The following is a 24614-nucleotide window of genomic DNA, read 5'->3' as shown; positions in this document are numbered from 1 at the left end:
CAAAGAAAAAGGACGGTCATTTTGCGATTTCATATTCTAATTCAGCAACGCCGAAAAAAGTGTTTCTTCTATAATTTGCGGGAGCGTTCATCGCGCCCGTTGGGCGCTCATATCTTGCACCATTACTTTATTGCGAAAACTAATGCCCGAAACCCTTATGATTTCGTAGGGTGGGCAATGCCCACCACAAGCTTATTGAGAAGGTGCAAGATATGAATATACAGCCTCAAAGCAAACCTTGAAATATTCATGTTAATGTTGTAGGCTTTGAGTCACATTGCATATATTAACACCTAAAGGCTTTGATTGTGGTTGCAACAGTGAAAGTAGATACCAAAATATATAAGGATGATTTTCACACTATTATTCATGGCAATGCTTTGGAAAATTTAAAATGCCTTGAATCAGAATCCATAGACTTAATATTTGCTGATCCACCTTACAATATAGGCAAAGATTTCGATGGTTTAGTAGAAAATTGGTCAGAAGAAGAGTTTCTTAACTGGACATACAAATGGATTGACGAATGCCACCGTATTCTTAAGCCTAATGGTACATTCTACTTGATGAATAGCACAGAGAATATGCCTTACATTGATATTAAATGTCGTCAGAATTTCTATATTAAAAGTAGAATAGTCTGGGCTTACGATAGCTCAGGAATGCAGGCAAAAAAATACTTTGGCTCGATGTATGAGCCGATACTCATGTTAACAAAACATGAGAGAAATTATACATTTAATGCTGAAGATATTATGGTTGAGGCGAAAACTGGTGCAATACGCCAGTTAATTGATTATCGCAAAGAACCTCCTCAGCCATACAACACAAAAAAAGTACCGGGTAATGTTTGGAATTTTGCGCGTGTACGCTTCAAAATGGATGAGTATGAAAATCACCCTACCCAAAAGCCAGAAGCTCTTTTAGAACGTATCATTTTAGCATCTTCAAATGTTGGAGACATGGTATTAGATCCATTTTCTGGTAGTTTTTCCACATGTGCAGTTGCCAAGCGTTTAGGAAGAAAGTCTATGGGAATTGAGCTAAATGAAGAATATGTAAAAATCGGTATCCGACGGCTAGATTTGCCCTCACCATACACCTGTGAAGAATTAGCGAAGGAGAAGAGAAGAAAAACAAAAAACCTCTCTAAAAAAGCAAGACTCATAGCAGACACACAACCACAGATTTCATTAATCTAATAACCCATATTCCAGCTTGAAGCATTGAACAACAATTTCCTTCAATTGAGAAATTGAATCATGAGATTCTTTAATCTGGTCAAGAATATTCCTCAATTCATTTAAGGTGTAGATTTCCTCAAACAAATTCATATATACCTCGACCTGTTCAACGCTATATAGCTGAACTGCATCTTTTTTGATTTTATCCCTTACTTCTTTTTGTGTTAAATTAGTTTTGATGACAAAGCTCATGGGGAAACGATTTATTTTCTCAAAATCTAGAAAGTATTTTTTAAAGTCTAATGTTTCAGTTACTTGAAAGAAATTACCCAATGGTTTTAAGACAAAATCGATTCCCCCATCATTTGCGTTTGTTCGCCCTGTACGATACAGGGTTAACTGTTGTGAAAAGTTTTTACCGTCTATAGAAAAAGAAACTGTTGTCTTTGCAAAGTGTAAATAAAGCAATCCAAAGGAAATAATTTCAAATAGTCTAGCGTCTGAATTGTATGCAAATGCCTCTGCAATTAATTCAGCAATTTCTAAATCAGTATTAGCAGCCTCAATCTGGTTTAAATAGGCAGTTTGATTACTATCAATAATAGTGATATAACTATCTATAGCATCCACAATGAAACTAGCGCAAGAGCTAGGATTCATGTTATGTTCGCTTAATAAATCAACGGATATTTTTCTAGCTTTTCTCCCGTCTCCAAGATTCGCAGGTTGTACGGGAAGCATATTGTCACTGACTTTGTATTGCCGTTTGACTTCATCATTCAGCCGATTATCCAGAGGGTGATTTTGTAATTTTGCACCAAATGGCATGGCTTTCATTCGTTGCATTAGTTCTGTGAAACTTGAACCCTCAAAATTTTCATTGATATAATCTTGAGCTAAGACATAAAGAGCATATAAATTACCTAAAGAACGTCTAGCCTTACTTCCTCTTTCAGAAGCTCTTGTTTTGCGTTCAATGTACTTAAAGATTACAGAATTTTTATCTATTCCATAGCTATCAGCAATTGCTTCTAAAAAATTGATTTCATTGCTGTCCATCGTCCTCGTCCATATCAAAATCTAAAAGTTGCTTGGCGGGAACTTCTAAAGCTTTAGCCAATTTAACCAAATTCATCAAGCTAATATTTCGTTGCCCTCTTTCTATACCACTTATATAAGTTCGATCCAACCCAGCAAAAGCAGCAAGTTGTTCTTGGCTATAACCTTTTGTCACCCTAATTCTTTTAATATGTGCGCCAAACAAAGAGAGTGTTTTAGCTTCCTGCATATTCTACCCACCAGATGCCTGTGGATATAATGAGATGATGTAGACTATATGTCTACGGACTATGAGTCACATATAAAACCTGTGTTGCAGAATATCCTTGACTAATAACTAACTAATAATTCTCCTGGTATCAGCCTCTGCAAAACTTGCTTTACTACCATCGCTGTCCAATCAATATCGGCTTCTGTGGTGTCACGCCCTAACGTTAACCTGATTCCTCCCATAGCGGCTTTTGCAGAATAACCCATCGCTAATAATATGGGACTGGGGCTAAGTTTACCACTATGGCAAGCAGCGCCGGCACTGATACCAATACCTGCGAGATTTAATTGACGTACCAAGGTTTTCCCACTGAGTTTTTCGCCGTCGGCTTGTGCGAGGTAGAAACTGACATGGTGGGGTAGGCGGTTTTCTCTGTCGCCTGTGGGAATTAAACCGGGGACATCTGCTAATTGCGTAAACAGGCGATCGCGTAATTTAATTAAACGAGGTGTTTCTGTTGCTAGTTCCTCCGTTGCGAGTTCGGCGGCGACACCAAAACCAGCGATAATTGGTACTGCTTGCGTACCAGAACGCAGTCCCCTTTCTTGTCCCCCACCGCCCAACAAAGGCTTCAATTCCACACCAGGACGTATATATAGCGCTCCGATACCTTGCGGCCCGTATAACTTATGGCTGGAAAGGCTGAGTAAATCTACGCTTAGTTGCTGCACATCTATAGATAATCTTCCCGCCGCTTGCACTGCATCGGTATGGAATAATGCGCCATGCTGGTGAGCTATTTTACCTAACTCGGCAATGGGTTGGATAGTGCCAATCTCACTTTGTCCGTAGATAATGGAAACTAAAACAGTGTTATGGCGTAACGCTGCTTTTAAATCTTGGGGGTTGACTCTACCTTGATGATCTACAGCCAAGCGGGTTACTTCCCAACCCCACTTCTCTAGTAAATTTGCGGGTTCGGTAACTGCGGAATGTTCCACACTGGAAATAATTATATGTTGTGGTACAGTCTGCATTTGCACCACACCCATAATTGCCAAATTGTCGGCTTCTGTACCACCAGAGGTAAAAATCAGCGATTCTGGATCAGCATTAATTAACCCAGCCACCTGTACCCTAGCTTGTTCTACTACAGTAGCCGCCCTTTGTCCCCATTCATGCAAACTAGAAGGGTTTCCCCACTGTTGAGTGAGGACTGCTTGCATAGCTGCGATCGCTTCTTGTCGAGTGGGGGTAGTAGCACTGTAATCTAAGTATATTTGCATATGCGGGCTTGGGACTGGGGAAGATAAGGGAGCAGCTTTGACTGTTGACTATTGACTATTGACTATTGACTGTTGACTATTGACCAATGACCAATTTGGGAATTATATATCTGTTCACTCCCATTTCACTTTTAACAGATTACCGTGCAGATTTTTTCCAGGTTGAGGAATTTTTGGTGCTTTTTTTTGATAATTGCGATCGCCGCTTGTCAAAAAGTCCAATCTCACAATAATCGTCCTGCACCATTACCGCAAGACGTATTTGTGAAAGTTTACTTTAATCAGTCCGAATCCTCAAAATATCAAGAACCTTATCGTCAGCAAACTCGACTGGGAGATAATCTAGAACAGCAGATTATTGATGCTATTTCTCAAGCTAAATCTACTGTCGATGTAGCAGTCCAAGAATTACGTTTACCCAGAATTGCCCAAGCCCTCAGAGATAAACAAAAAGCGGGGATCAAAGTTAGAGTAATCTTAGAAAATACCTATAGTCGTCCTGTGAGTAGCTTCACATCAGATGAAGTTAAGAAATTCGCTTCCAGAGAAAAGGCAAGATATCAAGAATACTTTAAATTTATCGACCTGAACCAAGACAACAAACTCAGTCCAGAAGAAATCAATCAGCAAGATGCACTGATGATTTTACGAAATGCCAAAATCCCTTGGATAGATGATCAAGCTGATGGTTCAGCAGGTAGTGCATTAATGCACCATAAGTTTGTGATTGTAGACAATCGTATAGTAATTGTCACCTCAGCTAATTTTACCTTAAGTGATGTTTTTGGTGATTTCACCAATCCCAATAGTTTAGGAAATGCTAACAATCTCCTACACATCGATAGCCCAGAATTAGCAACTTTATTCACAGAAGAATTTAATCTGATGTGGGGTGATGGGCCTGGAGGTAAACCAGATAGTAAATTTGGTATCCAAAAACCCGTGCGTTCTCCTAAAACAATTATTTTAGGTGATAATAAAATTACTGTGCATTTTTCGCCAACATCACCTACCTCACCTTGGAGTCAAAGTAGTAATGGCTTAATTGAGAAAACTTTAAATTCAGCCAAAAAATCTATTGATATGGCGTTATTTGTTTTCTCCGAACAACGTCTTGCTAATAGTCTAGAACAACTTCATCAACAAAATATCTCAATTAGGGCGTTGATTGATAGACAATTCGCTTATCGTTATTACAGCGAAGGGTTAGATATGATGGGAGTTGCGTTGAGTAATAAATGTCAATATGAAATTAACAATCGACCTTGGTCTAATCCAGTTACTACAGTTGGTGTAGCTAATTTACCTCAAGGTGATATCCTACACCACAAGTTTGGACTCATTGATAATGAAACAGTAATTACAGGTTCACACAACTGGTCTGATACAGCAAATTTCGGCAATGATGAGACTCTGATAGTAATTAATAATCCTGTAATTGCTGCTCATTATGAGCGTGAGTTTACTAGGATGTATGCTAACGCTCAAGTTGGTGTACCAACAAAAGTCCAAGCTAAAATTAAAAAAGAACAAAAACAATGTAAGCAAATTAAAAGTCCGACTTCCGCAGAACTCGCCACACCTAAAGTAGTCAATATAAATACAGCCAGTTCGACAGAATTGGAAACTTTACCCGGTGTTGGTAAAAAACTAGCACAAAAAATCATTATCGCTCGTCAACAGCGAAAATTCACATCAACACAAGACTTGGATAAAATACCTGGAGTTAGTCAAAAAATGATAGAAAAATGGCAAGGATACATTCAATTTTAAGAAGGGTTAAATTTGCCATTATTGGTAAATTAAATATAGCAGGTGACAGGTGATAGGTGACCTGACTTTTCACGTCATGTGGAAAAGCTAACGACAGACCTAACCCCCCAGCCCCCTTCCCTAGTAGGGAAGGGGGAGAAATCAAAGCCTCTCTCCTTGTAGGAGAGAGGTTTGGAGAGAGGTCTTCCAGATCCCGTGAAAAGTCAGATAGGTGACAGGTTACAGGGCTAAAAGCCTTTGAAAATAAAGGTTTTAAAATTGTATGATGTCCTAACCTATCAGACGACTGCTATACATCCTAAACCTCTAAAACCTTTTTAATATCCTGTATAATAACTTGAGGAGACTGGGAAATATCTACACGGATAACATTATCTGGCTCCTCAAGTGATTCAAATTGACTTGTCAGCAGTTCTACACCCATAAAATGATTTTGCCGCTTTTGGAGTCGGTTTTTAATCAGTTCAAATGACCCATGTAAATAGACTAGTTTAACATCGCTATTTAATACTAAATATTGCCGATAGCTGGCTTTAAGTGCAGAACAAGCTAAAACCACATTTCTATTTTCTTGTAGCCAATTGCTAATAGCTATTTGCAAACTTTGTAACCAAGGTATTCTATCCACATCATTCAGGGGAATACCATGTCGCATTTTCTCAATATTATCTATTGGGTGGAAACTGTCAGCATCTTGAAATTCCCAGTGTAAAGATTCAGCTAACATTTGTCCGATGGTGGTTTTACCAGAACCGGATACACCCATGATAATAATGACCATAAGTAGAACAGGGTAAGTTATTCAAGGTTTGTAGTCTTCGCGTAGCGTCTCGAAGAGAGGACTTTAGTCCTCAATAAAAGGCTAAAGCCTTTACTACGAACTTGAAAAGTCCTCTTACCTGTTCCCTGTTACATATCCTCACACTGATACAGCAATCTTGGCGTGTTTATTGACATAATCTACAAATTGTTGTTTGATGCGGGGACTGATACCAGTATGTTCTAAGAAGCTAAAACCAAGACTCCGCGCTTTGGCTAGGGTTTGTTCTGGTGTTAGTCCCTCTTTGATAGCAATGCTCAAAAGTGCAATTCCTGTAGAACGCATCCCAGCAGCACAATGCACAATGGCGGGTTTAGGTAGAGTTTCTAATGTTGTCAAAATTTTAGTGATCAGTTCTTCGTTAAAACCTTCTAGTTTCAGGGGAACGTTGACATAATGTAGTCCCAAGGCTTCTGCTACTTGTTGCTCATCTTTACGAAATCCTAACTCATCAGGCGATCGCAAATTCAATACCGACTTAAACCCTTCTTCAATTGCTTGTTCTAACTGGGTGGGGATAATTTGTCCTGTTGTCGTTAATTGTTCGTTGATACGTATGGCGTTATTCACATTCACTCCTGGCTATAATTTAATCTCTCAAGCAGCAAAATGATTTCTGAATAAGCTTTATGTAGCTATTTCAGCAAAAGCACCATTCACCAGCAAATATCACAGATATTCTTCTGAAACTGCTTTTTATTGTTCCTGGTTTTTACACTTTATTTATAATATACGGTTTTTCGATAGACTTATAGGTGATTAAAATATAATATACACTTTACCGATAGGTTTAGTGACATTTATACATTATCTTGTTGTGGGAGATTAATTAGGACTTACGCACCAAGATTGTCTGTGGAGACTGGGTGTAGGGGTTTAGGGGTTTAGGGGGATAGGGGTACAGGGGTTTATGTGTTCAAAACCTTTACACCCCTCACACCCTCACACCCTTGTACTTGCTAAATTTGATGGGCGATCGCTTAAAATTGAGGAATTGGTGATTTCTCTCTTCCCAAAAGAATGTCTCAGTCAAGTTTTCCACGTGCAAACACTCTAAAAGCGGCTTTTTTGGCTTGTAATGTTGAGCCGCTTGAACCAGCAGAAATGGAACGGTATTATGTCGATCTGTCGGAAGTGCGGAAAACTTCGGCTATTGATAATGTCAGTACAATTTTGGATTTTCAAGACGCAGGTGATTTTACAACAATTTTATTTACCGGACATCGCGGTTGTGGTAAAAGTACGGAGTTAAAAAAAATCCAAAGTCTTTGGGAAAATAATTATCGGGTTATTTATTTAGAAGCGAATGAAGAGACAGATATTAATGATGCTCGGTATACAGATTTATATTTGATTGTCATTAAACAAGTTGAATTTGAATTACGAAAGTTAGGTTTAACTTTTGATGAAAGGCTATTAAAAAGTTTTGAATTGTGGTTTAAAGATATTACGCAAGAAAACGAGCAAAGTGTCGAAAAATCAGTCAACGTCGAAGCTGAAGCAACTCTCAGCCCTACAGCGCCATTTCTCGCTAAACTAATGGTTAAATTACTGGCACAAATTAAAGGCTCGGACAAGCAAAAGACAACTATTCGGCAAACTCTAGAAAAAGATTTATCTCGCCTCAAATCTGATACTAACCTGTTATTAAGCGACGCTTACACAAAATTGCGACAGAAATTTCCTGATTGCAAAGGTTTATTAATTATCTTCGATAACTTGGATCGAGTTCCTCCTCTCGTCGCCGAACATTTATTTTTCGATTATGCGGCGCAGATGCAGGAATTAAATTGTACAATTATTTATACAGTACCAATCTCAATTCTTTGTTCCCCGAAAAATCCCTTGAATCAATTTGATGGTAATCCTCATATTGTGCCGATGATTAATATCTATGAATTTGCCCGGCATAAATGTGATTTAGATTATAATCAGAAGGGGTTAGATGCAATGGCGAGTGTCATTGAAAAACGGGTAGATATTGATGCCATTTTTGACAGCCGTCATCAATTATTAGAACTAGCAAAAGCCAGTGGTGGTCATGTGCGTCAGTTAATGCAAATGATGCGATCGGCTTGTCAAACAGCGAGAACCAGAAAACATGAAAAAATTATCTCCGAAGATGTAGAATATGCAGTTAAACAGCAACAATTTAGTTTTGAGCGGTTTATTCCTGAAGAACATTACCCTCATTTGGCTCAGGTTTGTTTAACTAAAAACGTCAGTAAAGATGAAATTGGACAATTAATGTTATTTAATACTTCCGTTTTGGAATATAACGGCGATAAACGATGGAATTATCCAAACCCGGTGGTGAAGCGAAATGAGTTCTTCCAACAAGCTCTCCAATCAGCACAACAACCGTGAAATTCAAGCCGAAATAGGTAAATTTATTGCCTATAATCAAGATGAATTTGCTGAGTTGGTGACATTTATCGATTTTGCCGAAAAATTTACTTTAGGTTTTATTGAAATTAACTTTCCGCCTGATATAGACTTATTAATTACTGGATTGCAACAGCATCCTCAATGTCAAGAAATCCAATTTGTGGTTTTAGAGTTTCCTGATGCGAATTTGCGATTTCTGCGGGATGAATTGGTGCAGCAATTAGCCAAAATTAACAAAGAAACAAATAAAAAACTTGTTGTATTAATTCGCAATTTAGAAAAATCGATTGGTGTTTTTGGAGATTATCCCCCAGTTTTACAGGATTTAAACTTCGTCCGCGATTCCTATCGTCAAAGCGTACCCCATCCGCTTTTATTTATCTTACCAGATTATGCGATTTCGCGGTTAGCAAAATTTGCTCCTGACTTTTGGGCTTGGAAGTCAGGTTTATTTCGCTTTAAAACTACAGAATCGACTAGAGATAGGGCAATTGCTAATACTCTGAATGCAGACACAAATATAGAACGTTTACCCACACCAGAACAACAAGAACGTATTGATTTATTACATCGCTTGTTGATGGAATATAATCCAACTGGAGAAACACCGAGTCAAGAAAATCTCCGCAATTGCTGTAATATTTTAAATGAATTGGGTAAAGCATATTTAAGTCAGCACAAACCAATTCAAGCCAGAGAATATTTAGAAAAAGCTTGGAGAATTACTAAGAAACTGTCTGATTATTCCCTACAAATCGAAGTTATCAATCAGTTGGGTAACAGCTATCAGCAGCAACGACAGTTTGAAAGTGCAAACAGCTATCATCAACAAGCTTTAGATATTGCTAAAAAGCAGAAAAATCTTCATGCTGTCGCCAATTCTTTGTTATATTTAGGTAATGTATCTGTGGAGATGCGACAGTTCCACCAAGCAAGGGATTATTATCAACAAGCCCTGGAAATAGATATCGAACTTGGCGATCGCTATGGGTGTGCTAGGATTTACCACCAGTTGGGAATGGTTGCCCAAGATTTAAGCCAATACGACCAAGCAAGGGATTACTATCAACAAGCCCTGGAAATCTTTATCGAATTTGGCGATCGCTATAACTATGCCAGCACTTACCACCAGTTGGGAATCGTTGCCCAACATTTGCGGGAATACGACCAGGCAAGGGATTATTATCAACAAGCCCTGGAAATATGGATCGAATTTGGCGATCGCTATGGGTGTGCTAGCACCTACCATCAGTTGGGAATGGTTGACCAACAGTTGCGCCAATACGACCAAGCGAGGGATTATTATCAACAAGCCCTGGAAATCAAAATCGAATTTGGCGATCGCTACTTTTGTGCTAGCACTTACGGACTATTGGGAATGCTTGCACAAGCAGAGGAAAATTATGCAGAGGCTAGGACTAATTTGCAGACAGCGTTAAAGATATATGTTGAGTATCAGGATGAATATATGGCTATGGTAGCACGGGAGATTTTAGAGAGTTTACCGAAGTAGGATATGCACAATGTGCAATGTCTAACGCCAAGCCGCGTTGCATCTTCTACGTGTTTGAGTTGTGGAGGGCGTTAACGTAGCAATTTGTTTGTTGCTGTCTAAAAAACTTTCACTCTGGTAGCCCAAATTTTGCCCTAAGTTCCTCTACGGAAATTACTTTACCAGCTTCACTCTCAGCAAGTCCAGCTTCGACAACTTGCCTAACATAAATCTCATACATGAGATCATCCCATGTTGAGTTAGCAGGTAATTTATCAATTAGCTTTCGAGCTTCTTCCTTAATATTGAGCTTTTCCATAGAGATGACAGATAACTTGCTTTTTTATATTGTAGGCTCAACTCACCAGTTGGGGAAACGCATACTTTGTCAAGCTTACAGTAGGAATCAGGTTTGGGTTTGTGGAGATGCGATCGCTCCTGCTTGATTGTAAAGTGCGATCGCATATCTTAAAGAAGTCATAGCGACAAATTTATCTGCGTGCATCTGCGTGCATCTGCGTTCGATTTTTCCCAACCTAATGCCACATTTTAGCCTTGACACACCACTACCATTTAAGCTTCACTAGATAATTTATCAACAAAAATTTGATGTTCTGCTGTAGATAAACCCTGCTGTAAAATAGTTAATACATGAGCTAAATTTCCAGATAATAATGCAGCTTTATCTAACCACAAACCCGGAAACACTTGAGAGCAAAATATATTATCTGCATTTGCTTCCAGTTGAATATACTCGCCTTCATTTAACCTAAACCAGTCAAATTGACGGTCATAAACTCGCCATACTAAATATTCTTGAACTTGATTACGACGATAAACTTTAAGTTTTTCATGCAAATCATAGGCAGCACTAGAAGCCGCAATTTCTACTATTAATTCTGGCGCACCTGTGATATAATCATCTTCAGTAATGCGTGACTGTCCACCTTGTTCTATCCTGAGTACAGCATCCGGTTGGGGTTCGTTATCAGCATCAAGGCGCACAGTTGGGTTATCTAAAGTTTCTACTCCTGGTGTAGCAGCTTCGTAAGTGCCTAACCAAGTAATAATGCTGGCATGGGGTTTACCGTGTTTTTTTGCTCTGACAGGGGATGGCAAGTAAACAACTCCTTCAATTAATTCGGCTTTTTTCAAATTTGGCATGGCGTGGTAGCGGCGCTCAAATTCAGCACGGGTAAGCTTGTCGCCATTTTCTAAAGGCGGAGTTGTCAAGATTTCCGAAGTTGTGTTAGCAGATATCATAATTGTGTAATAGTTAATTACTCATATTAATAATTTTAGCGATCCACAGTTAAATCTTTACTCATCTTAGTAACTGGAACAATTACACCTTTTCCCAATTGATGAGGCGCTTTTTGTATAGCAATAAATCCCAGCCGCAAATAAAAACCTTCAGCGTAAAGACTAGCATTTGTGATAACTTTATCTACACCTTGTTGCATTGCTTGATGACAAAAATGCTCTACCAAAGCTCTACCAATTCCTCTACCTTGGTAACGAGGATGCACGTATAAAGCGATTAATTCATCAACAATAAAACTAGTAAAACCTAAGACATGATCACCCTTAGCCGCTACCCATAAAGTCTTTAATTGCAGATGCTTCAAAATGCTAGCGCCATCTGGTTTATCAAGATAATTCCTCCAAGCTAACAGTTCTTCGTGAGTATAAAAGCTTGTGGGCAAAGCTTTGATAGCGGCAATATGAATAGCACTCAACATCCAAGCATCTGTTTCTACAGCAGGGCGCAGAAATATTTCATGATTCATTATGGGGACTGGGGACTGGGGATTGGGGAAGATGAGGGACAATAACTATAGATTTCGTAGACCGATGCACTGCCCACCAAAACTATATATACTCGTGCATTAGCGAAAAATCACTCATCCTAATCATCTGCGTTCATCTGCGTTCATCTGCGTTCAATTTTTCCAAATCTATTGCCACATTTTAGCCTAGCCAAGCCAATAGGGTGCGTTAGCCTACGGCATAACACACCCCAAATTTTATATTCTTTTGAAGTTGACTGCGAACTGAGGTTGCAATCAAACCTATTTAGCTTCTTGGCGACGGAAGAACCAACGGATAAATAACTTTTCAACCTCAATCCAAACAAAGATAATGGCACTGAAGCCAATGCAAATCATCAGTTCTTGGAAGGTGAGGTAGTGAGTACCGAAGAAATTCCGCAGTGGTTCAATATAAATTAGCAACAGTTGCAAGATGCTAGTTAAAACCACGGAAGCCAAAATATAGGGGTTGGAGAAGGGATTGATTTGAATGAATAACCGCGTGTTGGAACGAATAGCGAGGGCGTGTCCCATTTGCGCTAGACACAGGGTAGTGAATACCATTGTCTTCCAACGGTCGGGGTCAAGTGTGCCGCCTGCGGTGTAGTCCTGAGTAAAGTTGTATGCCCAAGACATCAGGGCGATAGTTACTATGGCTAAAACACAACCGATACGCACCATGTAAGCTCCCAAACCTCTGGCAAAGATGTTTTCTTTGGGGTCTTTGGGTGGCTGCTGCATGACAATTGGTCTACCTGGTTCCACTGCTAAAGCTAAAGCCGGGACACCATCCGTAACTAGGTTCATCCAGAGGATTTGTAAGGGTGACATGGGTACACCACCTAATCCTAGTAGGGGCGCAGCTGCAATGGTTAATACTTCACCAATGTTACTGCCGAGAATGTAACGGATGAAGCGGCGAATGTTAATGTAAACTACTCGACCTTCTTCTACAGCTGAAACGATGGTGGCGAAGTTGTCGTCTAACAGCACCATGTCGCTAGCTTCTTTACTGACATCTGTACCTGTGATGCCCATCGCCACGCCGATATCGGCTTGCTTTAATGCTGGTGCATCGTTTACCCCGTCTCCCGTCATGGCGACGACGTTGTTGCGATGTTGCAGTGCTTGGACGATGCGTAGTTTATGTTCTGGTGAGACACGGGCGTAGACGCTGACATGATCAACTTCTCGCTCCAACTGTTCCATGCTGAGTTTTTCTAGTTCTTTGCCGGTGAGGCATGAATCGCCAGCTTTGGCAATACCTAAATCTTCGGCGATGGCTTGGGCTGTTAATTGATGGTCTCCAGTAATCATCACCGGGCGAATACCTGCAGCTCGGCATTTGGCTACGGCTTCTCTGACTTCTGGACGGGGTGCATCTAGCATTCCCACCAATCCCAGCCATGTCAGCCCATTTTCCGAGGTATCTTCGGAAGCTTCGGGGGGTAATTCTGTTAACAGCTTACAAGCAAATCCTAAAACTCGCAGACCACGACTCGCTAGTTGATTATTTTGCTGGAGAATTGTGCGGCGCTGTTCTTCTGCGATCGCTTGCCAACTATTCCCTATCTGAATATGAGTACAACGTTCTAGGGTTAACTCTGGCGAACCCTTGGTAAACATCACATAGGGTGCAAGTTGTAGATGATCGAATACTGGTGATAGTTGCTCACCGCCACTATCTACCATCACACTCATCCGCTTACGTTCTGAGGAGAAGGGGAACTCGGCAACGCGGGGAAATCGCTCTTCTTGCTCATGTTTGCGTAAGCCGGCTTTACCCGCAACTGAAAGTAATGCCCCTTCTGTGGGGTCTCCCAGAATTGCCCACTCACCACTTTCTTTTTGCAAAATGGCATCATTACATAGCACACAAGCCAGCATGAGTCCTTGCAGTTCTGGCTGTTGTTCTGGTGCAACTATGCTGGATGTACCCATTTCAGAAAATTGCCCTTCAGGACTGTAACCTTCTCCGCTAACGCTGAGAGAACTGCTAGGTGTATGCAGTGCTTGAACTACCATTTTGTTCTGGGTGAGTGTCCCAGTTTTGTCTGAGCAAATGGTAGTCACCGAACCGAGAGTTTCTACGGCGGGAAGTTTGCGAATGAGGGCGTTGCGCTTCACCATGCGCTGGGTTCCCAAGGCCAAGGTAACGGTAATGACTGCGGGTAAGCCTTCGGGAACGACGGCAACTGCCATACTCAGGGAAACTTTGACAAATTCCTCAAATAAGTTGGGATGGAAAATAGTCCCACCAACTATGACTATTGCCACCAATATTAAGGAGCCTGTGACTAAGGTGTTTCCTAGTTGGCTCATCCGCTTTTGCAGAGGTGTCGGCTCAGATTCCACTGATTGCAGTGCGGTGGCAATTTTACCTAGTTCGGTTTGCATTCCCGTTTCTGTGACTAGGACGGTTGCCCTTCCTTGCACGACTTCCGTTCCTGAGTAGACAAGGTTGATGCGATCGCCTAAAGCTGCATCTTTGGGTAGCAGCACTTCTGCTTGTTTGTTGACTGCATGTGCTTCCCCTGTCAAGGCTGCTTCCCGCAATTGCAGATTCGCCGCTTCTATCAAACGTCCATCTGCTGCTACTTTGACCCCTGCTTCTAGTAGCATGATGTCTCCCGGAACCAGTTCTTTTGACTCTATTTCTACTGGCTTGTTGTCCCGGATGACTCGCACTTTCGAGGAAGCGAGATTTTTTAGTGCTGCTAAGGCTTTCTCTGCTCCACTTTCCTGAATGTACCCTAGTACACCGTTCAGAATTACCACGACAAAAATAGCGACGGCATCCTTGGGAAATACAAATTTCCCCGCAGTGAAAGATTCGCGCACATCCAAAATTGCAGAGATGACGGCAACGGCAATCAGCATCAACAACATGATGTTTTTGAACTGATCCCAGAAGATTTCTAGGGGTGAACGTCCCCCCGTCTCTATCAATTCATTAGCACCGTAATGCTGATGTTTTTCGGCAACTTGAGCGCTTCTTAAACCAGAGCTGCGATCGCTGTCTAGCTTTTGCAGAGCTTGATCAACGTCAATGGTATGCCAAGCCGAGGCTTCAGGCTTGGCAAAAGCTGAGTCTGACACGGTACTAGAAGACATGGGTCTACATTCCTAGTAATGCTACTAAGTCTATTTGACAATATTTATTAGTAATCATAATACTATATAGCACTATTAAATAGTATTTACTATTAGATTAATTAATGGGTGCATTAGTAAAACTCAACTATTTTCATATCATTATGGCAAGTTCTATCGCAAGATAGAGGAATAATAGCAGGAAAGGTGAAATCGCAAAGGTAGAGTTGGGGAACTGCAAAAAATGAATTAATTCAAAATAAATTATGCCAATTTTTAGATTCAACAAGACCTAGTACTTACGCATAAAAACGAAAAATCAAGGGTTTGGGCAAGGGTGTAGGGGTATAGGGGTATAGGGGTGTAAATCTTTAAAACCCTTACACCCTTACACCCCTACACCCTGTCTCAACAGATAACCTTGGTGCGTAAGTCCTGAAGACTGTTACTTTCCCTGCTCCCTGTCCCCCTGCTTTGACAAGGATGAGATATTTTAGTCGCCCTGTTTCCTTTTCCTTAAGAAAATCAGATACTATAAAATAGTATTTATATAATTTAAAATTATAATTAATATATGTGTAGTATCTTGCTGCTTAAACGTAATACCGTTTTCTTTATGAAGATGCAATTTATGGTTTGTTGTAGAGACGTTGCAGGCAACGTCTCTACAGAATTTATTAGATGCAGCTTCTTATAAAAGGAGAGTGTCAATTACAGGCAGTCCTAACCCCTACTCCCAAAGAACATGGTCAACAATCCTTTTGTTCCGCGATATGTAATTGGCAGACAGGCAGAACTACAGCAAGTAAGCAGGGTTCTGGCTGAGGATGGCGACCTAATGGTGGCAGGTATTCCAGGGAGTGGAAGGCGATCGCTTATTCGCTGGGCTGCTCAAAAAATAGGGGCTAGGGTTTTGGAAATCGATTGTTTGCGGGCTACGACATCTTCTCGCTTTCTGGAGCTGTTGGCGGAGGGGCTGTTGGAAGTGTTTTCACAGCCAGCAGAATTAGAATTAATCCAAAAATGGAGTACTGGACATCCGGTAACTTTAGAACAATATTTGACGCGACGCACTCGCCTAGTTTGGCACGTCCCATCTCAGGATAACTGGATGATTCTCCAATCTCTGTTGACTCTACCGCAAAAGATGGCAGAATGGTTAGATTGTCGAGTTGTGTTAGTATTTCAAAATTTCCCTCATATCCGTTCTTGGGATCGGACTGGTAAGTGGGAAGAATACTTACGCCAAGAAGTTGAGCGGCAAAACCTGGTTAATTATGTCCTCATTGCTACGGTTCCAGAACCTTGGGTTTATCAAAGTAATTTACATATCGTTACCTTAGCGCCTTTGGAGCGCCAAGACCTGCAATCTTGGATCATCAATACGATGGCCGCAGAAGGACTCAAGTTTGAACCAGATAGTCAAGCACTGAATATGTTTCTTAACTATGTGCAAGGTCATCTTGGGGATGCGATCGCACTAGCTCGGCGCATTTGGCTAGACTGTCGAGCTTTTGCCAAGATGAATACCGAAGCTACTAAATCTCCAGATCATTCTTCATCTGCGATCGCTTATCCCTTTGCAGACGAATTGATTCAAACTCACCACGTCCATCGTAGCGCTTTAAGTTTAGTAGAAGATTTATCTCTCACCTATGAATCCTTGCTGTTACTGCTTCCACCCATTCAGGCTCGTGTTTTAGAAAGTCTAGCTCTTGACCCTACTGATAGTCCTCACTCACGCGATTATATTGAAAAACACCAACTTTCTAGAGGCGGAGGTCTACAAGGGGCGCTAGCAGGATTGGAACAGAAAGGACTTGTTTACGGTTCTAAATATGGCTATCGCATCGCCATGCCGCTTTTAGCATTCTGGCTCAAGCATCGTCTCAGTTAAATATTTCCACATCTGACGCACCCTACCCCATGTGCCAGTTGCGTAACTCCTGTTATATTTACTTGCTGTCATATCATCACCATACCACTAATTTTATATAAAAATGTATAGAATTTTTGATTAAAAATATGTAAAGAGATTAAATGTTACTTATGGTTGCAATCACTCATGAGTATAGTAACGTACTATTAACTTTGTGAGCCAAGGGAGCATTTTCTGGTAAATTTCAATAAGAAAAACATAGTAAGTATTTGGACAAATTAATCATGTTTAAGCAGATAAGGAACGCCGCAAGGATTGTTGTTGGCACTATATCCGCTATCGTTGGAGTTATCGGGATAATTCTACCTCTGTTGCCTGGAACTCCATTTCTGCTGCTAGCTGCGCTTTGCTTTAGTACCTTAGAATCCTAAGTAGCCGATTGATTGGTCAATTACTTAGAGAAATTGACCAATTTCTGTAATTAACGCGAAATACAAGTATGTGGGCATTGCTCACCCTACAGATACAAAGATTTGTGCAAATATCAAATATAAGGACTATTGCTCACCTAGAATTACTGAAATATTGACAGTTTGATATAGTGAACTATACCTGATACTGGCAGGAGTTTCATATCACAGTTTGCATAGGTTGCAGTAATTCTAAAGTAGAAGGTTAAAATTTTCATGAGCAGAATCATTACATTTATTGGTAAGGCAGGGATAGGGCAGACAACATCAGCGATCGCCACTGCCAAATTGTTTTCTCAACAGGGAAAACAAGTGCTGTATGTCACTCATAACCCTAATTTCAATGCTGAGAGTTTATTGCAAACCCCGCTAACGCATATTCCCCAGGTGGTGGCTACCAATCTTCAAGCGGTACAGTTGCAAGCGACAACGATGCTTGACCAAAGCTGGGAAGAAGCAAAAAAAATCTTATCCTTGTATATTCCCTTACCAGAAAAGGAAGAAATTTATTCAGGAGAGTTAATTTTACTCCCTGGATTTGACAGTCTCCTGAGTTTTAATGCGATGCGCCAATATTATCAAAGTGGTGAGTATGACATAATTATCTATGATGGTCGGGGCGATTTAGAGACATTAAGGATGTTAGGTATACCAGGGATGTTGAACTGGTATTTTCAAAGATTTGGCAAAGCATTGGAGGGCTTTAACATCCAGAAAATTGCAGATTCTATCGGTGGGCCAATAGCTTCCGCGTTCATTTCGGCAAATGTAGACACAGAAAAATTACAACAAAGTTTAGAGAAAATTCGCAGTTGGATTGCTGAAGGTATGGCTGTAGTGGGAGACACGAATAAGCTAACAACCTACTTGGTGACAAGTAGTGAACCGGGAGCGATCGCCGAAACAAAATGGCTTTGGGGAAGCGCTCAACAGATCAGCCTCAAAATTAATGGTGTCCTAGCTTATCAATGTCAGGAAACTGATGTGATCACCTTAGAGCAAACCTTTGCGCCTTTGAGCGTTAGTCCCATCCCCGCAATCAAAGAGCATGATTGGCATCCTTTGCTGAACGCCTTACCCGACTTTCACGACAATCATCGCTCTCCTTTGCCTCTGAAGATTGATCGAGAAACCCGCCAATTATTTGTATTTTTACCGGGATTTACAAAAAAACAGGTAAAGTTAACTCAGTACGGCAAAGAAATTACTGTGGAAGCAGGGGAGCAACGGCGAAATATCGCCTTACCTCCAGATTTGCAAAAGTTATCTATTAAAGCAGGCAAATTTGAAGAACCATATTTGATAATTGCTTTTGAATAAAAGCAGCAATAGGCAGATATTAACAAAGACAGTCATAAAGGTTTGCAATCATAGGTGAATGTATGATTTTGTTAATTACATTAGTAACGGAAGCTATTACTGAATTTATTATTGGTGTCCTAGCCGAGTGGGTGAGAGCGATAATTGTGGAAGCGATCGCCAACTTCTTTGCAGAAATAGCACTTGGCTTGATTAGTGAATGGATTGCAGAAACAGTAACTGGATTAGTTACGGAACTAACGGGGTTTGTCAGAACGAGCCTGGCTTTAACTTAAATAGGACTTACGCATAAAAACGAAAAATCAAGCGTTTGGGCAAGGGTGTGGGGGTATAGGGGTATAGGGGTGTAAATCTTTAAAACCCTTACACCCTTACACCCTGCCTCAACAGAAAACTTCGATGCGTAAGTCCTGTTAAATATAAAACCTTTACTGGAAATAAGTGAGATGACCTCATGGATACAGTTGATTTTTCTAATATAGCTAGTTGGCTCATCATGATAGGGTTGCTGGGGTTTTCGCTTCAGCGATTTAAGCAGCGTAAATCCCGAAACCCTAAGCCAAGGTGAGGAAAAACAGTCTTTTGTGACTAATTATTCAATGAACCAGAGCGAAGATTTTGATACAATTCTTTTTCTCCACCTCACTCTGGCCATTGGATATTTTTTTAGTTGGAAGTCCCGATAACTAGCCTACCAAAGTAGGATGTAGGAAGAAAGCAGCCGCTAACATAACATAGGTGATCAACAGTAATATACCCTCAAGCCAATTAGCGCGTCTATCGGTTTTGACAGAGTTAGTCATTAAAACTGCAATGCACAAACCCATGACTGTAAAGTTGTCAAAGTCCAAGTTCATTGGTTTACCTATCATCAAACCAGCAAAAACTAGGATAGGAGTTACAAACATAGCAATTTGTAGGCTAGAACCGATCGCCACTGAGGAGGCTAACTCGACTTTATTCTTGCTACCGCAAATACCGCAAGTAATGATTTCCACTGCTGCGCCAAACATAGGAATGAGAATGACTCCGGTAAAGAGTTCTGACACTCCTGTAGTAGCGATCGCCTTTTCTAAACTGCTGACGAGTACTTCAGAAACAAACAACAAAACTATCGTGGTTCCCAACAATAGACCGATGTGGAGTTTTAATTTATATAATCCTCTAGCTTCACTACCGTAGCTTTCTGGTTCAGCATCCTCTTCTACTCCGTAAAGATAGCTATGAGTTTTCATTGAGAAAAACAGCATCAAGATGTAACAGATAAGCATGAGTGCTGATGAGATGTAGGAAAAACCATTAGTTGTTTCCATGTGTAAAGAAATAGAAGTGATCTCAATCGCTGTCGGTGCTAGCAAGAAAACCACTACTAAGTTCAGCAAAGAGGCATTAACTCTGGCAACAGTACCAAGATTTTCTGTATTCAGTTGAAAAGACTTATCCGGGGTATGCAAGCCACCTAAAAAGAGGGCAAAACCTAAACCCAGCAATAGGTTCGCCATAATTGAACCCATTAAACTAGCTTTGACTACTTCTATCAGTCCTGCTTGCAGCGCCACTACAGAAACAATCATTTCTGTGGCATTGCCGAAAGTCGCATTGAGCAAACCCCCAAAAGTAGGGCCAATTCGAGTAGAGATCGCTTCTGTAAAGTTGGCAATCCAGGCTGCTAAAGGAATAATTGCCACACCCGCCATGATAAACACAATCAACGGGTTGACATTCATTCTGCTCAAAACTAAGCAAATAGGTACAAAAATCAGCATCCGTAAAAGAAAGGCATCTTTACGGGACATGATGCGATTAGTTGAACGCAATGTCTGCTTATTGGATTCGATAATTGACATGATTACTGCTCTCAAGCATTATATTTGGTTACAAAAAGCTTAGGGTGTGACAAAAATGTCAGGAAAAGAAGTTGAAAGTCTTGCCAAGTTTGAGTGTAGGGAAAGAGAAAATCTTTTTAAGTAATATTAAGATAACTTTAACTATTAACTTTCATTTTCCTACGTAATTTTACGCAATTTATCTACCTAATAGAGTCTTGCTAAATTTAAGTTTTTAATTGCCAATTGCTGGAAATGCAATCATCATGGCAATTGATCCTTGCGTGCAGTTTTGACGCTGAATTTATGACTGATTACTGCTTTTATCACTTCAAACACCAATACCGAAGCTAGAGTTTTTTGAGTATGAGGCGGATTCAGGACTAGCCTGAGAAAAGATGGCAGAAAAAGGGCAAATCGTTCTGTAGAGGCTGAGAAAATTTATGTTTAGCTGATTTGTTAACTAAGGCAGGAGGCCGTTCTTGTAACGAGGATTTATACGTCGCTCCAAAAGTTAGCAGAAGGGACATCCTATGGATATCCCCTGCTTGTTCTAGTTCAATTAAGAACTCGGTCAGTGGTTCAAACAATAGTTGCAGGCTACCGGGAGTCTCATACCATCTCGCCCAACAGACAAGGCTTTGTCTGTTGTCACAATTGGATCAAAAAGCCGTCCTTTCAGGACGGGGCTTTAGACCCAAATTTTCGGTAAAGCTTGATCAGCTTAAATTATGTTTGATTCGCTGGCAACTTGGGAAGTAGTGACTTCATTTCCTTGACGACCATTGCCATTTTCATGGTTGCTATGTCCATTGGTGTCAGCTACTTTCTCTTTGACCTCGGATTGCAATTCAAAAGAAACAAGCACCTCTTCCACTTTGACATCGTATGTTGGTACATCTGGTTGAGCTACTGTTGTGGTTGGGTGAGATGCAGTTTGATGCTGATGATGTAGTCGATTTTCTTGTTCAGCTATTTCCGCCGCACTGAGTGTATGTCCTAATGGAGTTACATCACCGGGGCCGATTAGCGGACGTAGACCGTTGAGTTCTGCCAGGATCGCAGTACCATTGTTGATGACGACTGCTAAAAGTGGGTCGAGGGCCAAGAAGATACCGAAGAGTAGAGCGCCGAGGTTAGGAACTGCCACGATCGCTGTATTCTGCCAGATAATATCCATTGCTTGACGCGCACATTTAATCGCCATGATTAAGCCGCGCAGGTCGTCTTCCATGAGTACCACATCAGCCGTTTCTCTAGCAATGTCTGTTGCACCCGCGAAAGAGATAGAAACATCAGCGTAGGCTAAGGCGGCTGAGTCATTGATCCCATCTCCACAGAAGGCAACGGTTTTACCACTGTCATGGAGATTCCTGACTACTTCTACTTTGCGCTCTGGGAAGGCTTCTGCATAGATGTTGTCGGGATTCATGCCCAAGTTACCTGCGATCGCTTTAGCAACTCTTGTGACATCACCACTCAACATATAAGCATTGATACCCATCTCTTTGAGTTCTTTGATTACTGCCTTACTTTCTTCGCGTGGTGGGTCACTGTAGCGAATCACACCTATGAGTCTGCCATCACCTGCGACGTAAACTAGAGATTGTCCACCAGACTTAGCATCGGGATAGCGGCGATCGTATTCTTCCAGATCGACGTTTTCCTGCGTCATGAATCTTGGACTACCGACAATAATTTGTATGCCATCGATTTTGGCGGCTGCACCCAAACCAACCTTGTACTCCCAGTCTTCACATTCTTTGAGAGTCAGTCCCCTGTCTTTAGCATTGTGAACAATGGCTTCGGCAATTGGGTGAGTTAGCCCTTGTTCAGCCGTAGCTGCTAGGCACAATACATCATCCTTGGAGAAGCGGTCATCCATGACATCGATATCATTGACCCCAGCGTGTCCGATGGTCAATGTTCCTGTCTTGTCAAAGACGACAGTATCAATGCTTGCTAAGATTTCAATTGCCCGACCACTGCGGATGAGGACACCATTACGAGCAGCATATGTGAGTACAGAGAGAATTGTGGTCGGAACAGAAACCCGAATACCTGTACCAAAGTCTAGAGTCAACAGAGCAACTGCTCGGTTCATATTGCCTGAAGCCAGTCCCACACCACCAGCAATCAACAAAGTAGGTAGTACAAACTGATTTGCTACTGTTGCCGCATAGTTTTCCACACGGGTATCATGCACTGGAGCTGCCTGCATCAAGTTGACGATGACACCAGCACGGGTATTATTACCAGTACGCTCTGCCAATATTGTCAAACAACCGTCTACTAGTAAGGTTGAAGCAAACACTTCCTCGCCTTCTCTGCGAGTTACAGGAACTGATTCCCCAGTCAGTTTGCACTGGTCAAGAATGCCTGTACCTGTCAAGATGATGCCGTCAACTGGAACCTGATCACCTGGGTATACCAGGACATGATCACCTGGTACTACATCTTGGGTTTCAATTTCTATTTCCTGACCATCACGAATGACGATGGTGGTTTTGCCCAGACAAGACATCAAATCAAGACTTGCTCGTTCACTACCACGCGCCGTCATATCCCGAACAGCTTCACCACCTTCGACTAAACCCAACATAAAAGAAGGTGCAAAGTAATGTCCTTGTAGGGTATGTAAAGAGATTGCTAAACCATCTAAGAAGTCGATGGTTAGTTGTTGCTCCTGTTGAATTGCTTCCCATGCTCGTTTGAAGACTGGGATAGCACCCATAAATACAACACCCGCAATCACAAAGCCGGGAATTGGTAAGCCAATCATTGCGCCTACACTCAACACCAAACCAGCAACCGGAAGTCCTAACCGTTCTACTAAATCAATCTCATTATCAGCTTTTTTTTCTTCTTTTTCTCCTGTCCATCCCGCAGGAATGCTATTTTCAGATGCTCGTTGAATAGCAGTGAATAGCTTTTCTTGAACTATGGCAATGGTGCTTGCACTTGATTGATGCCTGTAGTTGACTATTAAGCAACTAGCTATAGCGTTGACTTCAACTTCTGTGACAAATTCAATTTTCTCCAGAGTGTATTTAAGTTGATTGCAGTACTCTTCATCTTCATGTAGCCGAGGAATCCGAATCCGAAAACGCCCTGGTATCCAATGCACAACCTGGTAATGGATATTTTCTGCATGACCGGAGTGAGCCTCTACTGATCTAACCAAATTCTCCGCCACTGCTGTAACCGTCATAAAGGCACTCCTAAGTTGGGTTGTTGTTTAAGGTACAAGTTTTCCGACGATACTTGCTGTCCATTTTTGTAAGTCTTGATAGCCTGTAACATTGTATCCGGGAAGCTTTGAAATCGCCTCTCGAATTATCACGCATACATTAAAGTTTGGTATAAATGTCTCGTCAAGCTTGAGCTATTAACCTTTTGTAGTTGGCTTAAAGTTCTCATTCTACTATAAAAGCATTTGATGACTTTTATAGCTAGAAACTTATCGAAATACCAAAACCTCAGCAAGATAAAAGTTTTGGCACATTTATTCTTTGGGACGAGGTAAATATTCGCCTCAAAAATCAACAGAACTGAGATATCTCTTCCACATTCTTTAGGACGAGGTAAATATTCGCCTCAGAAACAAGCACAAATGAAATATACCTTCTACAAAAATGGTTTGTGCGTAGAAGTTGGATTTGCGTCTATAGTTTGAGGCTATCTCTTATATCTCTAATTAATAATGATATTACAGAAAAAATCAAAGAAAAGATAGTAAGTTTTATTAACTTTTTTTAAACAAAACATAATTTGTCAAAGAAAATTTAGCTTCAGTGTAATAAACTATCAATTAATACAGTTTTTTGAATAGCAAATTTTTACTGCTCAAAGTATTGTATGTGGAGCATGAGAAACTGCTAAAGAGCATAAATCTAGTAATTTTGAGAAAAATAGGTGAATACAAGCTAAATATAGCAATTGTGCAACAAATAACGATTTTTTTCACTTTTTCTTCACTTTATCACAGATAGATAGAAGTAT

Annotated in this window: 19 protein-coding genes; 8 read left to right on the top strand and 11 right to left on the bottom strand. The window is 40.8% G+C overall.

All coding sequences use genetic code 11. The features are described 5' to 3' along the window. Nucleotides 1-308 precede the first annotated feature (308 nt). Entirely contained in the window at nt 309-1202 is an 894-nt protein-coding gene (yhdJ, locus tag H6G83_RS06555) for an adenine-specific DNA-methyltransferase (RefSeq protein WP_313935305.1), read from the top strand. Here the strand turns inward: yhdJ and H6G83_RS06550 are convergent. The 3 genes from H6G83_RS06550 to H6G83_RS06540 all read right to left on the bottom strand — a co-directional run bounded on the left by H6G83_RS06550 (nt 1194) and on the right by H6G83_RS06540 (nt 3740). Next, on the bottom strand, nt 1194-2243 hold the full coding sequence (locus tag H6G83_RS06550; protein WP_190468769.1) for a type II restriction endonuclease: 1050 nt from the start codon (nt 2241-2243) through the stop codon (nt 1194-1196). The two genes, yhdJ and H6G83_RS06550, sit on opposite strands and share 9 nt — an antisense overlap. Continuing rightward, nucleotides 2230-2472: a helix-turn-helix domain-containing protein gene (locus H6G83_RS06545; protein ID WP_190468766.1), complete on the bottom strand. Its 243-nt coding sequence runs from the start codon at nt 2470-2472 to the stop codon at nt 2230-2232. The genes H6G83_RS06550 and H6G83_RS06545 overlap by 14 nt, the downstream gene beginning before the upstream one ends. 101 nt (nt 2473-2573) lie before the next feature. Next, nucleotides 2574-3740: a cysteine desulfurase family protein gene (locus H6G83_RS06540; RefSeq protein WP_190468764.1), complete on the bottom strand. Its 1167-nt coding sequence runs from the start codon at nt 3738-3740 to the stop codon at nt 2574-2576. 144 nt (nt 3741-3884) lie between these two features. Here H6G83_RS06540 and H6G83_RS06535 point away from each other — a divergent pair, with 144 nt between their 5' ends. After that, nucleotides 3885-5513 (top strand): DUF655 domain-containing protein, encoded by a 1629-nt coding sequence (locus H6G83_RS06535; RefSeq protein ID WP_190468760.1) that lies wholly within the window; start codon nt 3885-3887, stop codon nt 5511-5513. A 298-nt stretch (nt 5514-5811) separates the two neighbouring features. On the opposite strand, the gene H6G83_RS06530 is transcribed toward H6G83_RS06535, so the two are convergent. Both H6G83_RS06530 and H6G83_RS06525 read right to left on the bottom strand, forming a co-directional pair. Continuing rightward, nucleotides 5812-6294, bottom strand: a complete 483-nt coding sequence (locus H6G83_RS06530) for a gluconokinase (RefSeq protein ID WP_190468757.1) — start codon at nt 6292-6294, stop codon at nt 5812-5814. A 138-nt stretch (nt 6295-6432) separates the two neighbouring features. Next, the gene (locus H6G83_RS06525; protein ID WP_190468753.1) at nt 6433-6903 is read right to left on the bottom strand and encodes a beta-lactamase hydrolase domain-containing protein; all 471 of its coding nucleotides are present in this window, start codon (nt 6901-6903) and stop codon (nt 6433-6435) included. A 450-nt stretch (nt 6904-7353) separates the two neighbouring features. Here H6G83_RS06525 and H6G83_RS06520 point away from each other — a divergent pair, with 450 nt between their 5' ends. Together H6G83_RS06520 and H6G83_RS06515 are read left to right on the top strand one after the other, a co-directional pair. Continuing rightward, on the top strand, nt 7354-8700 hold the full coding sequence (locus H6G83_RS06520) for a P-loop NTPase fold protein (protein WP_190468751.1): 1347 nt from the start codon (nt 7354-7356) through the stop codon (nt 8698-8700). Then, nucleotides 8657-10234, top strand: coding sequence for a tetratricopeptide repeat protein (locus H6G83_RS06515; RefSeq protein ID WP_190468747.1), 1578 nt, complete (start codon nt 8657-8659; stop codon nt 10232-10234). Before H6G83_RS06520 ends, H6G83_RS06515 begins: the two co-directional genes overlap by 44 nt. 109 nt (nt 10235-10343) lie before the next feature. Here H6G83_RS06515 and H6G83_RS06510 read toward each other — a convergent pair whose 3' ends face one another. The 4 genes from H6G83_RS06510 to H6G83_RS06495 form a co-directional block, all read right to left on the bottom strand. Further along, the gene (locus H6G83_RS06510; RefSeq protein ID WP_190468744.1) at nt 10344-10532 is read right to left on the bottom strand and encodes a hypothetical protein; all 189 of its coding nucleotides are present in this window, start codon (nt 10530-10532) and stop codon (nt 10344-10346) included. A gap of 254 nt (nt 10533-10786) precedes the next feature. Then, the gene (locus H6G83_RS06505) at nt 10787-11476 is read right to left on the bottom strand and encodes a Uma2 family endonuclease (protein ID WP_190468740.1); all 690 of its coding nucleotides are present in this window, start codon (nt 11474-11476) and stop codon (nt 10787-10789) included. Nucleotides 11477-11511: 35 nt separating this feature from the next. Beyond that, nucleotides 11512-12003, bottom strand: a complete 492-nt coding sequence (locus H6G83_RS06500) for a GNAT family N-acetyltransferase (protein ID WP_190468737.1) — start codon at nt 12001-12003, stop codon at nt 11512-11514. Between the two features lie 282 nt (nt 12004-12285). Beyond that, entirely contained in the window at nt 12286-15138 is a 2853-nt protein-coding gene (locus H6G83_RS06495) for a cation-translocating P-type ATPase (RefSeq protein ID WP_190468735.1), read from the bottom strand. A gap of 724 nt (nt 15139-15862) precedes the next feature. Here H6G83_RS06495 and H6G83_RS06490 point away from each other — a divergent pair. The 4 genes from H6G83_RS06490 (at nt 15863) to H6G83_RS06475 (ending at nt 19061) form a co-directional block, all read left to right on the top strand. Then, nucleotides 15863-17014 (top strand): ATP-binding protein, encoded by a 1152-nt coding sequence (locus tag H6G83_RS06490; RefSeq protein WP_190468731.1) that lies wholly within the window; start codon nt 15863-15865, stop codon nt 17012-17014. Between the two features lie 266 nt (nt 17015-17280). After that, on the top strand, nt 17281-17427 hold the full coding sequence (locus tag H6G83_RS36350; RefSeq protein ID WP_190468728.1) for a DUF454 family protein: 147 nt from the start codon (nt 17281-17283) through the stop codon (nt 17425-17427). Between the two features lie 255 nt (nt 17428-17682). After that, the gene (locus H6G83_RS06480; protein WP_190468725.1) at nt 17683-18786 is read left to right on the top strand and encodes a Get3/ArsA fold putative tail anchor-mediating ATPase NosAFP; all 1104 of its coding nucleotides are present in this window, start codon (nt 17683-17685) and stop codon (nt 18784-18786) included. A gap of 62 nt (nt 18787-18848) precedes the next feature. Next, nucleotides 18849-19061 carry a hypothetical protein gene (locus H6G83_RS06475; RefSeq protein WP_190468722.1) on the top strand — a complete coding sequence of 71 codons (213 nt, stop codon included), beginning with the start codon at nt 18849-18851 and terminating at the stop codon, nt 19059-19061. 411 nt (nt 19062-19472) lie between these two features. Here the strand turns inward: H6G83_RS06475 and cax are convergent, their stop codons facing one another. After that, nucleotides 19473-20633, bottom strand: coding sequence for a calcium/proton exchanger (gene cax / locus H6G83_RS06470; RefSeq protein WP_242044457.1), 1161 nt, complete (start codon nt 20631-20633; stop codon nt 19473-19475). A gap of 703 nt (nt 20634-21336) precedes the next feature. Then, complete coding sequence (locus tag H6G83_RS06465; RefSeq protein ID WP_242044449.1) at nt 21337-23823, bottom strand: heavy metal translocating P-type ATPase; 2487 nt, start codon at nt 23821-23823, stop codon at nt 21337-21339. Nucleotides 23824-24614 lie beyond the last annotated feature (791 nt).

It is taken from the genome of Anabaena azotica FACHB-119 (assembly GCF_014697625.1).
GTDB lineage: Bacteria > Cyanobacteriota > Cyanobacteriia > Cyanobacteriales > Nostocaceae > Trichormus > Trichormus azoticus_A.
The sequence above is the reverse complement of the archived record's forward strand: the minus strand, read 5'-3'. Positions and strand labels throughout refer to the sequence as shown.